This window comes from Clostridium intestinale, from assembly GCF_035905475.1.
GTDB lineage: Bacteria > Bacillota > Clostridia > Clostridiales > Clostridiaceae > Clostridium_T > Clostridium_T intestinale.
The window spans coordinates 3086704-3098993 of the sequence record NZ_CP121166.1 but is presented as its reverse complement, the minus strand read 5'-3'; the positions used below and the strand labels follow the sequence as shown (position 1 = coordinate 3098993).

Sequence of the window (12290 nt, the reverse complement as noted above, 5' to 3'; positions counted from 1 at the left end):
TATAGTATACATTTGTCTACATGATTACATGAGCAAAGTTTTCTAAACTTTGCCCATGTTCTATATAATTGGGGGGATTTCATGATAGACAGACTGATAGGGAAAAAGCTTATTGGGATCAAACAATGTGCCAAAGCTATGAAAAATGGTTCTGGTACAAAGTTATATGTAGCTAAAGATTCAGATGAAAGGTTAATTTTACCTTTAATAGAATTAGCCACAGAAAAAAACATTCAAATTAATTATGTTGACACCATGAGGGATTTAGGCAAAATGTGTAGCATAGAAGTAGGTGCGACATCTGCTTTAATGCTTGAATAACGCAATTATCTAATTTATATAGATAAGTGAAAAAATCAGGAGGTGAAACCATGCCAACTATTAGCCAATTAGTAAGAAAAGGTAGAAAGACAGTTGTTACTAAATCAACTGCACCAGCACTAAAGGAATGTCCACAAAGAAGAGGAGTATGTACAGTAGTTAAAACTACGACTCCAAAGAAACCAAACTCAGCTCTAAGAAAGATAGCAAGAGTTAGATTAACTAACGGTTACGAAGTAACAGCTTATATCGGAGGAGTAGGTCACAACTTACAAGAGCACAGCGTTGTTCTTATAAGAGGTGGTAGAGTTAAGGATCTTCCAGGTGTTAGATATCATATTGTTAGAGGAGCTCTTGATTCTGCAGGAGTTGCTAACAGAATGCAAGCAAGATCAAAGTATGGTGCAAAGAGACCAAAGAAAAAATAATATGGTAATTTAGTGCAATGCCTTCAGCATTTACATAGATAAAGAAAAATCTTTAATATATACTGCAGGAGCAGCGCACTTTACGGCAAATGAGTCGAGTACCAATGAACTTAAACTAAGATTGTTAAGGAGGGAAGAAAAGTGCCAAGAAAAGGACATATATCTAAAAGAGATGTATTAGCAGATCCAGTTTACAACTCAAAGGTTGTAACAAAATTAATCAACAGTATAATGGAAGATGGTAAAAAAGGGGTAGCACAAAAAGTGTGTTACGGAGCTTTTGAAACTATTGAACAAAAAACAGGTAAAGACCCATTAGAAGTATTCGAGGCAGCAATGAATAATATAATGCCATTACTAGAAGTAAAGGCAAGAAGAATAGGTGGAGCTAACTATCAAGTTCCAATAGAAGTTAGACCAGAAAGAAGACAGACTTTAGGTTTAAGATGGTTACTTATCGCAACTAAAAAAAGAGGCGAAAAGTACATGAGAGAAAAATTAGCTGGAGAATTAATGGATGCAGCTAATAATACTGGAGCAGCTGTTAAGAAGAGAGAAGATACTCACAAAATGGCTGAAGCTAATAAAGCATTTGCTCATTACAGATACTAATTTCAAAACTGTTTTGGCTAATGCCAAAACAGTTTTATCTAATTTAAAAAACACAATTTGAGAGGAGGAAATTTCATGGCTAGAAAATATCCTTTAGACAAATTCCGTAATTTTGGAATAATGGCTCATATAGATGCTGGTAAAACAACAACTACTGAGCGTATATTATTCTATACAGGAAGAAGCCATAAAATTGGTGAAGTTCATGAAGGAGCAGCTACTATGGACTGGATGGTTCAAGAGCAAGAAAGAGGTATAACAATTACTTCCGCTGCTACAACATGTGTATGGAAAGATCATGAATTGAATATTATAGATACACCAGGACACGTAGACTTTACGATAGAGGTTGAAAGATCACTAAGAGTACTAGACGGAGCAGTAACTGTTCTTGATGCTAAATCTGGTGTTGAACCTCAAACTGAAACTGTTTGGAGACAGGCGGATAAGTATGGTGTTCCAAGAATGATTTATGTAAATAAAATGGATGCTACTGGTGCTGATTTCTTTAGATGTATTAATACAGTTAGAGATAGATTAAAAGCTAATGCAGTTCCAATACAAATTCCAATTGGATCAGAAGAAAACTTCAAAGGTATTGTTGATCTTATTAAAAATAAAGCTGAAGTATATTATGATGATTTAGGTAAGGATGTTAGAGAAGAAGATGTACCTGCAGACTTAGCGGATCAAGCTGAAGAATATAGAGGAGCTTTAATTGAAGCAATAGCTGAAACTGATGAAGAATTAATGATGAAATACCTAGATGGTGAAGAAATAACTGTTGATGAGTTAAAAGCAGCTTTAAGAAAAGCTACTATAGCAAATGAGATAGTTCCATGTATATGTGGATCTTCATATAAAAACAAAGGTGTGCAATTAATGATTGATGGAGTTGTTGATTACTTACCATCACCATTAGATATACCACCAGTTCAAGGTACTTCTTTAGATGGTGAAGAAGATTCAAGAGAGGCTTCAGACGAAGTTCCAATGTCTTCATTAGCATTTAAAATTGCTACTGACCCATTTGTTGGTAAGTTAGCATTTACAAGAATATATTCTGGAGTAATGCGTAGTGGTTCTTATGTTCTTAACTCAACTAAGGGCAAAAAAGAAAGAGTTGGAAGACTTGTAAAAATGCACGCAAATACAAGAGAAGAAGTTCAAGAGCTAGAAGCTGGTGAATTAGGAGCTGTTATTGGATTAAAGAACACTACTACAGGTGATACTTTATGTGATGAAAACAATCCAATAATACTTGAATCTATGGAATTCCCAGAACCAGTTATAAATGTAGCTATTGAACCTAAAACAAAAGCAAGCCAAGAGAAGATGGGGTTAGCATTAGCTAAGTTAGCTGAAGAAGATCCATCATTCAGAACTTGGACTGATGAAGAAACTGGTCAAACAATTATTGCAGGTATGGGTGAATTACACTTAGAAATAATTGTTGATAGACTTACAAGAGAGTTTAAAGTTGAGTGTAACGTAGGGGCTCCACAAGTTGCTTACAAAGAAACAATTAGATCTGCTGTTAAAGCGGAAGCTAAATACGCTAAGCAATCAGGTGGTAAGGGTCAATATGGTCACTGTGTAATTGAAATGGAACCTACTGAAGGTGAATATGTATTTGAAAATGCTGTAGTTGGAGGAGCTATTCCAAGAGAATACATTCCAGCAATAGATAATGGAATACAAGAAGCTTCAAAAAATGGTATCATAGCAGGATATCCAGTTATCAACTTTAAGATTAAGTTAGTTCATGGATCTTACCATGAAGTTGACTCCTCAGAAATGGCATTTAAGATTGCGGGATCTATGGCGTTTAAAAATGCGATGTCAAAAGCAAGTCCAGTATTACTTGAACCATCAATGAAGGTTGAAGTTACTATGCCAGAAGAGTATATGGGTGACGTAATTGGAGACATAAACTCAAGAAGAGGAAGAATTGAAGGTATGGAAGCATTAAATGGTGCTCAAGTAGTTAGAGCATTCGTTCCACTTTCAGAAATGTTTGGTTATGCAACTACTTTGAGATCAAGAACTCAAGGTAGAGGAGTTTACTCAATGGTATTTGATCATTATGAGGAAGTTCCAAAGAATATTCAAGAGCAAATAGCAGGAAAAAGAGCTTAATGGCTTTTAAAATAAGTTATTCTAAATTTGACCTTATTAAGGAGGAAAATAAAAATGGCTAAGTCAAAATTCGAAAGAAATAAACCACACGTAAATATTGGAACAATAGGACACGTAGACCACGGTAAGACAACATTAACAGCAGCAATAACAACAGTATTAGCAAAAAAAGGGTTTGCAGAAGCATTTAACTATGCAGATATAGATAAGGCACCAGAAGAAAAAGAGAGAGGTATAACAATAAATACCGCTCACGTAGAATACCAAACAGAAAACAGACACTACGCACACGTAGACTGTCCAGGACATGCTGACTATGTAAAGAACATGATAACAGGAGCAGCACAAATGGATGGAGCTATCTTAGTTGTATCAGCAGCAGACGGTCCAATGCCACAAACAAGAGAACATATATTACTAGCATCAAGAGTAGGAGTTGACTATATCGTAGTATTCTTAAACAAAGCAGATATGGTAGATGACGAAGAGTTATTAGAGTTAGTAGAAATGGAAGTAAGAGAATTACTAAGTGAATACAACTTCCCAGGAGATGATATTCCAGTAATAAAAGGATCAGCATTACAAGCATTAGAAAACCCAACAGATGAAGCTAAAATAGCACCAATCTTAGAGTTAATGGATGCAGTAGATAGCTATATCCCAACACCAGAAAGAGCAACAGATAAACCATTCTTAATGCCAGTAGAAGATGTATTCACAATTACTGGTAGAGGAACAGTTGCGACTGGAAGAGTGGAAAGAGGAATACTACACGTAGGAGACGAAGCAGAAATCGTTGGACTAAGTGAAGATAGAAGAAAAGTAGTAGTAACAGGAATAGAAATGTTCAGAAAGTTACTAGATGAAGCACAAGCAGGAGATAATATAGGAGCATTATTAAGAGGGGTACAAAGAACAGATATCGAAAGAGGTCAAGTACTTTCAAAAACTGGATCAGTAAACCCACATAGTGCATTCGTAGGTCAAGTTTACGTATTAAAGAAAGAAGAAGGCGGAAGACATACACCATTCTTTGATGGATATAGACCACAATTCTATTTCAGAACAACAGACGTAACAGGATCAATCAAATTACCAGATGGAATGGAAATGGTAATGCCAGGAGATCATATAGATATGAATGTTGAATTAATAACAACAGTAGCTATGGATGAAGGATTAAGATTTGCTATAAGAGAAGGCGGAAGAACTGTAGGTTCTGGAGTTGTTACTACTATAGTTAAATAGTTTTTAAAAAAAGATATAAATAGCGCTAAAAAACAGTGATATCACAAAAAAAGGTAATAGGGGACGCCCTATTACTTTTTTTATAAAAAAGATTATTAACACTTATAAAATAATAGAATATGGGTTAGAATTTAAAAAGATAAATAGATAAAAATTAAGTTAAAAAAAACTTGCTAAGGAAATAGTTATATAGTATAATAAAGAAGTTGCAAAGCATACAGCGATGATTCAAGAGGTTGCCGGACTTCCGGGTAATTCTTGTTGAGCACGTTAGAATCTAGAATTCGACGACAGTTGTGTTTGTTTGTGTTTAAAGGTTGGATACACCTGGGACAGTTTACATTAATACAGCTGGTGTGCGTTAGAAGTAAAGCGTACATGAAAAGGAGGGAATAAGATGTCAAAACAAAAAATCAGAATAAGATTAAAAGCGTTTGATCACACAATATTAGATCAATCAGCTGAAAAAATTGTTGAAACTGCAAAAGCTACAGGAGCTAAGGTAGCAGGTCCAATACCACTACCAACTGAAAAAGATGTGATTACAGTATTAAGAGCCGTTCATAAGTACAAAGATTCTAGAGAACAGTTCGAAATAAGAACTCACAAGAGACTAATTGATATAGTTAATCCATCACCAAAAACTGTTGATGCATTAATGAGATTGAATCTTCCAGCTGGTGTTGATATAGAAATAAAACTATAGAAGATTTAATAAAAAATTAACAATTTAAATTAATAGACTATTATGATTGCAGATGTAATCCGCTAATATGTTTAGGAGGTGTAGTAAATGAAAAAAGCTATAATCGGAAAGAAAATAGGTATGACACAAATTTTCGATGCTAATGGCAAAGTAGTTCCAGTAACAGTTGTAGAAGCTGGTCCATGTGTAGTGGTACAAAAGAAAACAACTGAAAAAGATGGATATGAAGCTATTCAAGTTGGATTCGGTGATATAAGAGAAAAGTTAGTTAATAAACCTAGAAAAGGACATTTCGCAAAAGCCAATGTAGCTTTAAAGAGAACTTTAAAAGAGTTCAGATTAGAAGACATTAGCAGCTACGAAATAGGTCAAGAAATAAAGGTTGACATATTTGAAGCTGGAGATAAAGTGGATGTTTCTGGGGTTTCTAAAGGTAAGGGATTCCAAGGAACAATAAAAAGATGGAATGCAAGCAGAGGACCTATGTCACATGGATCTAAGTTCCATAGAGCAGTAGGTTCAATGGGAGCGTCATCTGATCCATCAAGAACTTTCAAAAACAAAAGAATGCCAGGACATATGGGAGCAGAAAAAACTACTGTATTAAATTTAGAAGTAGTTAAAATAATGCCTGAAAAGAACCTAATATTAATAAAGGGTGGTATCCCAGGTCCAAACAAAGCAACAGTAGTTATAAGAAACGCTGTTAAAGCTTAATTCACTAGAAAGGAGGAAGCAGGATGCCTACAGTAGGATTGTTCAATAAAGAAGGTCAAAAAGTTGGAGATTTTCAACTAAATGAAAATGTGTTCGGAGTTGAAATTAATGAAGCAGCACTTCATCAAGTAGTTGTTGCACTATTAGCTAACAAAAGACAAGGAACACAATCAGCTAAAACAAGAGCTGAAGTAAGAGGAGGCGGAATTAAGCCTTGGAGACAAAAAGGAACTGGTAGAGCAAGACAAGGTTCTATAAGAGCACCACAATGGATACATGGTGGAGTTGTATTTGCACCAAAACCAAGAGACTATAAAGTTTCAGTTCCAAAAACTATGAGAAGAGTTGCTATGAAATCAGCATTATCAAGTAAGGTAGCTGAAAATGAATTAATAGTTTTAGAAAGCTTAGAATTAGCAGCTCCAAAGACTAAAGATGTTGTTAATATTTTAAAAGCATTCGAAGCTAAGAAAACTTTAATAGTAACTGCTGAATCAAACGAAAATGTTTATAAATCAGCAAGAAACATTCAAGGTGTAGCTGTTTTACCAGTTAACAATATAAATGTTTATGACTTGTTAAAGTATGAAAAAGTATTAATTACTAAGGATGCTGTAACTAAGATTGAGGAGGTGTACGCATAATGAAATTAACTAGCCATGATATTATAAGAAAACCTGTTATAACAGAAAAAAGTATGGCAGAAATGGCAGATAGAAAATACACCTTCATAGTTCATACATCAGCAAACAAAGTTCAAATAAAAAGAGCTATTGAAGAAGTTTTTGGCGTAAAAGTTGAAGATATCAATACTATGAATATTGAAGGAAAAACTAAAAGAGTTGGCGTTCACGTAGGAAAGAGAGCTAGCTATAAGAAGGCAACTATTAAGTTGACAGAAGATAGCAAAGGAATAGAATTCTTCGAAGGAATGCTACAATAACAAAGCGTATTATTGGCTAAGAAGCCAGAGAAGCTACAGTAAGGAGGGAATTTTAAATGGCAGTTAAGAAGTTTAACCCTACTACCCCATCAAGAAGAGAGATGACTATGTCAACATTTGATGAAATAACAACAAATGTACCTGAGAAATCACTTCTTGTATCTTTAACTAAGACTGGTGGTAGAAATGCTCAAGGTAAAATAACTGTAAGACACCATGGTGGTGGCGCTAAGAGAAAATATAGAATAATAGATTTTAAAAGAAATAAGGATGGTATTCCTGCAAAAGTTGCAACTATAGAATACGATCCAAACAGAACAGCTTATATAGCATTAGTTGTATACGCTGATGGGGAGAAGAGATACATATTAGCTCCAGTTGGATTAAAAGTTGGAGATGTAGTAGTATCAGGACCTAACTCTGATATCAAGCCAGGTAACACACTTGCTCTAAAGGATATGCCAGTTGGTACAATTGTACACAATATAGAATTACAAGCAGGTAAAGGTGGTCAATTAGTTAGATCAGCAGGAGCTTCAGCTCAGTTAATGGCTAAAGAAGGAAACTATGCAACACTTAGATTACCTTCAGGTGAAATGAGATACGTTAGAATAGAGTGTAGAGCTACTATCGGGACAGTATCAAATACAACTAATAATATAGTTAATTTAGGAAAAGCTGGTAGAAAGAGACACATGGGATGGAGACCTACAGTAAGAGGATCTGTCATGAACCCTAATGACCATCCACACGGTGGTGGTGAAGGTAAATCACCAGTTGGTAGACCAAGTCCAGTTACTCCATGGGGTAAACCAGCACTTGGATACAAAACAAGAAAACACAAGAAGTACTCAGATAGATTCATCATCAAGAGAAGAAATAGCAAATAGTATGAAGAGAATATATATTTCTCTTCATAGTCTGCAAGCATAAAGGTTAATGAAGGGAGGATTTCAAGTGAGTAGATCAATTAAAAAGGGACCTTTTATAAAAGATAGTCTTTTAAAGAAAATAGAAGAAATGAATGCAAGTGGAGATAAGAAAGTAGTAAAGACATGGTCAAGAACTTCAACAATATTTCCACAAATGATTGGTCACACTATAGCTGTACATGATGGAAGAAAACATGTTCCAGTTTATGTATCAGAAGATATGGTTGGACACAAACTAGGAGAATTCGCTTTAACTAGAACTTATAAAGGTCACGTGAACACAGAAAAGTCATCAAAGAGAAAGTAGTAGCCTAGAAAGGAGGATCATCAATGGAAGCTAGAGCTATAGCTAAGTATATAAGAATGTCTCCTTTGAAAGTAGGAGTAGTTCTTAACTTAATAAGAGGAAAGAATGTTAATGAAGCTTTCGCAATATTACAATATACTCCAAAAGACGCTGCAGTTGTTATAAACAAAGTGTTGAAATCAGCTGTTGCTAATGCAGAGAATAATTTAAACTTAGATTTAAGTAAATTATATGTTGCAGAAGCTCACGTAGGTCAAGGTCCTACATTAAAGAGATTTAGACCACATGCTCAAGGTAGAGCGTTCAGAATAAATAAAAGAACTAGCCACATAACTGTAGTAGTTAAAGAAAGAGCATAGTAGAAGGAGGGAAATAGATTGGGTCAAAAAGTACATCCTCATGGACTTAGAGTTGGTGTAATCAAAGGTTGGGACGCAAAATGGTATGCTAATAAAAAGAATTTTGCAGATAACCTTGTTGAAGATAACCAAATAAGAGAATTTGTAAAGAAGAAACTATACTCAGCTGGTATATCAAAGATTGAAATCGAAAGATATACTAATAGAGTTAAGTTAAATATATCTACTGCTAAACCAGGTGTTGTTATTGGTAGAGGCGGATCAGGAATAGAAGCATTAAAAAAAGATTTAGAAAAATTCGTTACTGAAAAAAATATACTAATAAATATAGTAGAAATCAAAAACTCTGAAGTTGAAGCACAATTAATGGCTGAGAATGTAGCAGCTCAATTAGAAAAGAGAATATCTTTTAGAAGAGCTATGAAACAAACAATTCAAAGAGCTATGAGATCAAGTGTTAAGGGAGTTAAGATCGCATGTTCAGGTAGATTAGGCGGAGCTGAAATCGCAAGAACAGAGCACTATCATGAAGGAACTATACCACTACAAACTTTAAGAGCTGATATAGATTATGGATTTGCTGAAGCAGATACAACATATGGAAAAATTGGAGTTAAAGTGTGGGTATACAACGGAGAAATTCTTCCAACTAAGAAAGTGGAAAAGGAAGAAATTAACGCGTAATAAGGAAAGGAGGAATACGTCATGTTAATGCCTAAAAGAGTAAAACATCGTAAGGTACAACGTGGTAGAATGAAAGGAAAAGCTACTAGAGGTAATTTCCTTGCATATGGAGATTTCGGTATTCAAGCTACATCTTGCGGATGGATAACAAGCAATCAAATAGAGTCTGCCAGAATCGCAATTAATAGATACATTAGAAGAGGAGGAAAACTTTGGATAAAGATTTTCCCAGATAAGCCAGTTACTGAAAAACCAGCTGAAACAAGAATGGGTTCCGGTAAAGGATCACCAGAGTATTGGGTAGCGGTTGTTAAGCCAGGCAGAGTATTGTTCGAACTATCAGGAGTTCAAGAAGAAGTTGCTAGAGAAGCAATGAGACTTGCTCAGCACAAACTTCCTGTAAAGAGTAAGTTCGTTACAAGAAGAGATTTTGAGGAAATGGGTGGTGAAGAATAATGAAGGCTAATGATTTAAAAGAGTTAAGATCAAGCAATCCTCAAGATTTAAAGGTTAAGTTAGGTGACCTTAAGGCTGAATTATTCAACTTAAGATTCCAATTAGCTACAGGACAGTTAGAAAACCCAATGAGAATTAGAGAAGTTAAGAAATCAATTGCCCAAATTAAGACTATCATCAGAGAAGAAGAATTAAAGGCGATTGAGCAGTAATTTCGATAGGCTGAAAGGAGGTAAGTCCCAGTGGAAAGAGGATTAAGAAAAAAGAGAATTGGTAGAGTCGTTTCAGATAAAATGGATAAGACAATTGTAGTTGCTGTTGAGACTAAGGTTAGACACCCATTATACGGAAAAACTGTTAACAGAACTACTAAATTTAAAGCTCATGATGAAAATAATGAAGCTAAATTAAATGATAGAGTATTAATAATGGAAACTAGACCATTATCAAAAGATAAGAGATGGAGACTAGTTGAGATCATCGAGAGAGCGAAGTAGTCTTTCGTAAGATTGAAAGGAGGTTAATTATATGATACAACAACAAACCTTACTAAAAGTTGGAGACAATTCTGGTGCGAAAGAAATTATGTGTATCAGAGTTTTAGGTGGATCCAAGAGAAAGTACGGAAATATTGGAGATATAATCGTTGCTTCAGTTAAAAGTGCAACACCAGGTGGAGTTGTTAAAAAGGGTGACGTTGTAAAAGCAGTTATAGTAAGATCAGTAAGAGGATTAAGAAGAGCTGATGGGTCATATATAAAATTTGACGAGAATGCAGCTGTTATTATAAAAGATGATAAGCAACCAAGAGGAACTCGTATCTTCGGACCAGTTGCTAGGGAGCTAAGAGATAAAGAATTTAATAAAATATTATCATTAGCACCAGAAGTTCTATAATAGAGTAGGAGGTGGCTAAGGTGAAGGTACACGTAAGAAAGAACGACACAGTTATAGTTATATCAGGACAAGATTCAGGAAAAACTGGCGAAGTTTTAAAAGTAATACCTAAGAGCGGTAAAGTTATCGTTAAAGGCGTTAATATAGTAAGTAAGCACCAAAAACCAAACAAAGAAAATATGCAAGGTGGTATAATCAAAAAGGAAGCTGCAATATACAGCTCAAAAGTAATGTTATACTGTACTAAATGCAAAAATGCTACAAGAATAGCAAACAAAATCTTAGAAGATGGTTCTAAGGTAAGAGTATGTAAGAAGTGTGGAGAAACATTCTAGATCTGAAAGGAGGGTTCTTTAAATGGTACCTAGACTACATGAAAAATATGAAAAAGAAGTAGTTCAAGCGATGATCGAGAAGTTCGGATATAAGAACGTCATGGAAGTACCAAAGCTTGAAAAAATCGTAATAAATATGGGAGTTGGAGAGGCTAAAGAAAACCAAAAGGTTTTAGAATCAGCAGTTAATGATTTAACATTGATTTCAGGACAAAAGCCAATCTTAACTAGATCAAAGAAATCAGTTGCGAACTTTAAAATAAGAGAAAATATGCCTTTAGGTTGTAAAGTAACATTAAGAAGAGCAAAAATGTTTGAATTTGCAGATAAATTAATGTCTACAGCACTTCCTAGAGTTAGAGACTTTAGAGGAGTTTCTGCTAATTCTTTTGATGGCAGAGGAAACTACGCTTTAGGAATTAAAGAACAATTAATATTCCCAGAAATCGAGTATGACAAAATTGATAAAGTTAGAGGGATGGATATTATCTTCGTTACAAGTGCAAATACTGACGAAGAAGCAAGAGAATTGTTAAGATTTCTTGGTATGCCATTCGCTCAATAATAAGGAGGGGATATCGTGGCACGTAAAGCAATGATCGAAAAGTGGAAAAAAGAACCTAAATATTCAACAAGAGCGTACACTAGATGCAGAATATGTGGAAGACCACATGCGGTGCTAAAGAAATTTGGTATCTGCAGAATTTGCTTCAGAGAACTTGCTTATAAGGGTCAAATTCCTGGATGCAAAAAGGCAAGCTGGTAATATCTAATGTAGTGAAAGGAGGCACAATTCAATGGTTATGACAGATCCAATTGCAGATTTGCTAACACGTATAAGAAATGCAAATGCTGTAAGACACGAAACAGTAGAGATTCCTTCTTCAAATGTAAAGAAGGCTTTAGCTAATATATTACTACAAGAAGGTTATGTTAAAGAAATAGAAGAATATAACGACGGTGTAGTACCTATGTTAAGAATAGCGCTTAAATACGGTGCTAATAAGGAAAGAGTAATAACTGGTCTTAAGAGAATATCTAAACCAGGATTAAGAGTTTACTGTAAAAAAGATGAAGTACCTAAAGTACTTAATGGTTTAGGAGTTGCTGTTATATCAACTTCTAAAGGAGTTATAGTAGATAGAGAAGCTAGAAACCAAGGTTTAGGCGGAGAAGTTATCTGCTACGTATGGTAATTTTCAGATT

At 34.8% G+C, this 12290-nt stretch carries 21 protein-coding genes; all 21 read left to right on the top strand.

Annotated elements, in window-relative coordinates; translation table 11 throughout:
• The first annotated feature begins 81 nt into the window (after positions 1-81).
• The gene (locus P8F83_RS15935) at positions 82-321 is read left to right on the top strand and encodes a ribosomal L7Ae/L30e/S12e/Gadd45 family protein (protein ID WP_073022861.1); all 240 of its coding nucleotides are present in this window, start codon (positions 82-84) and stop codon (positions 319-321) included.
• A gap of 50 nt (positions 322-371) precedes the next feature.
• A complete protein-coding gene (gene rpsL / locus P8F83_RS15930; RefSeq protein WP_021800150.1) occupies positions 372-749 on the top strand; it encodes a 30S ribosomal protein S12 in 378 nt (125 codons plus the stop codon).
• 141 nt (positions 750-890) lie between these two features.
• Positions 891-1361 carry a 30S ribosomal protein S7 gene (gene rpsG, locus P8F83_RS15925; RefSeq protein ID WP_073022862.1) on the top strand — a complete coding sequence of 157 codons (471 nt, stop codon included), beginning with the start codon at positions 891-893 and terminating at the stop codon, positions 1359-1361.
• Between the two features lie 75 nt (positions 1362-1436).
• Positions 1437-3500, top strand: coding sequence for an elongation factor G (fusA, locus tag P8F83_RS15920; RefSeq protein ID WP_073022863.1), 2064 nt, complete (start codon positions 1437-1439; stop codon positions 3498-3500).
• 54 nt (positions 3501-3554) lie between these two features.
• A complete protein-coding gene (gene tuf, locus P8F83_RS15915; protein WP_021800139.1) occupies positions 3555-4748 on the top strand; it encodes an elongation factor Tu in 1194 nt (397 codons plus the stop codon).
• A gap of 397 nt (positions 4749-5145) precedes the next feature.
• A complete protein-coding gene (rpsJ, locus tag P8F83_RS15910) occupies positions 5146-5454 on the top strand; it encodes a 30S ribosomal protein S10 (protein ID WP_021800153.1) in 309 nt (102 codons plus the stop codon).
• Positions 5455-5541: 87 nt separating this feature from the next.
• A complete protein-coding gene (rplC, locus tag P8F83_RS15905; protein ID WP_021800154.1) occupies positions 5542-6171 on the top strand; it encodes a 50S ribosomal protein L3 in 630 nt (209 codons plus the stop codon).
• Positions 6172-6194: 23 nt separating this feature from the next.
• Complete coding sequence (rplD, locus tag P8F83_RS15900; protein WP_021800155.1) at positions 6195-6815, top strand: 50S ribosomal protein L4; 621 nt, start codon at positions 6195-6197, stop codon at positions 6813-6815.
• Positions 6815-7114, top strand: a complete 300-nt coding sequence (rplW, locus tag P8F83_RS15895) for a 50S ribosomal protein L23 (protein ID WP_326511865.1) — start codon at positions 6815-6817, stop codon at positions 7112-7114. Before rplD ends, rplW begins: the two co-directional genes overlap by 1 nt.
• A 56-nt stretch (positions 7115-7170) precedes the next feature.
• Positions 7171-8004: a 50S ribosomal protein L2 gene (gene rplB, locus P8F83_RS15890; RefSeq protein ID WP_021800157.1), complete on the top strand. Its 834-nt coding sequence runs from the start codon at positions 7171-7173 to the stop codon at positions 8002-8004.
• Between the two features lie 67 nt (positions 8005-8071).
• Positions 8072-8353, top strand: coding sequence for a 30S ribosomal protein S19 (gene rpsS, locus P8F83_RS15885; RefSeq protein WP_021800158.1), 282 nt, complete (start codon positions 8072-8074; stop codon positions 8351-8353).
• 23 nt (positions 8354-8376) lie between these two features.
• Positions 8377-8712, top strand: coding sequence for a 50S ribosomal protein L22 (gene rplV, locus P8F83_RS15880; protein WP_021800159.1), 336 nt, complete (start codon positions 8377-8379; stop codon positions 8710-8712).
• A gap of 18 nt (positions 8713-8730) precedes the next feature.
• Complete coding sequence (gene rpsC / locus P8F83_RS15875; protein WP_238905885.1) at positions 8731-9396, top strand: 30S ribosomal protein S3; 666 nt, start codon at positions 8731-8733, stop codon at positions 9394-9396.
• A gap of 21 nt (positions 9397-9417) precedes the next feature.
• A complete protein-coding gene (gene rplP, locus P8F83_RS15870; protein WP_021800161.1) occupies positions 9418-9852 on the top strand; it encodes a 50S ribosomal protein L16 in 435 nt (144 codons plus the stop codon).
• The gene (rpmC, locus tag P8F83_RS15865; RefSeq protein WP_021800162.1) at positions 9852-10064 is read left to right on the top strand and encodes a 50S ribosomal protein L29; all 213 of its coding nucleotides are present in this window, start codon (positions 9852-9854) and stop codon (positions 10062-10064) included. Before rplP ends, rpmC begins: the two co-directional genes overlap by 1 nt.
• 30 nt (positions 10065-10094) lie before the next feature.
• Positions 10095-10349, top strand: a complete 255-nt coding sequence (rpsQ, locus tag P8F83_RS15860) for a 30S ribosomal protein S17 (protein WP_021800163.1) — start codon at positions 10095-10097, stop codon at positions 10347-10349.
• Positions 10350-10380: 31 nt separating this feature from the next.
• Positions 10381-10749: a 50S ribosomal protein L14 gene (rplN, locus tag P8F83_RS15855; RefSeq protein ID WP_021800164.1), complete on the top strand. Its 369-nt coding sequence runs from the start codon at positions 10381-10383 to the stop codon at positions 10747-10749.
• 20 nt (positions 10750-10769) lie between these two features.
• A complete protein-coding gene (rplX, locus tag P8F83_RS15850; RefSeq protein WP_021800165.1) occupies positions 10770-11084 on the top strand; it encodes a 50S ribosomal protein L24 in 315 nt (104 codons plus the stop codon).
• A gap of 22 nt (positions 11085-11106) precedes the next feature.
• Entirely contained in the window at positions 11107-11649 is a 543-nt protein-coding gene (gene rplE, locus P8F83_RS15845) for a 50S ribosomal protein L5 (protein ID WP_326511864.1), read from the top strand.
• A 15-nt stretch (positions 11650-11664) separates the two neighbouring features.
• Positions 11665-11850, top strand: a complete 186-nt coding sequence (locus P8F83_RS15840; RefSeq protein WP_021800167.1) for a type Z 30S ribosomal protein S14 — start codon at positions 11665-11667, stop codon at positions 11848-11850.
• A 31-nt stretch (positions 11851-11881) separates the two neighbouring features.
• Positions 11882-12280 (top strand): 30S ribosomal protein S8, encoded by a 399-nt coding sequence (gene rpsH / locus P8F83_RS15835; RefSeq protein ID WP_073021328.1) that lies wholly within the window; start codon positions 11882-11884, stop codon positions 12278-12280.
• The last annotated feature ends 10 nt before the right edge of the window (positions 12281-12290 follow it).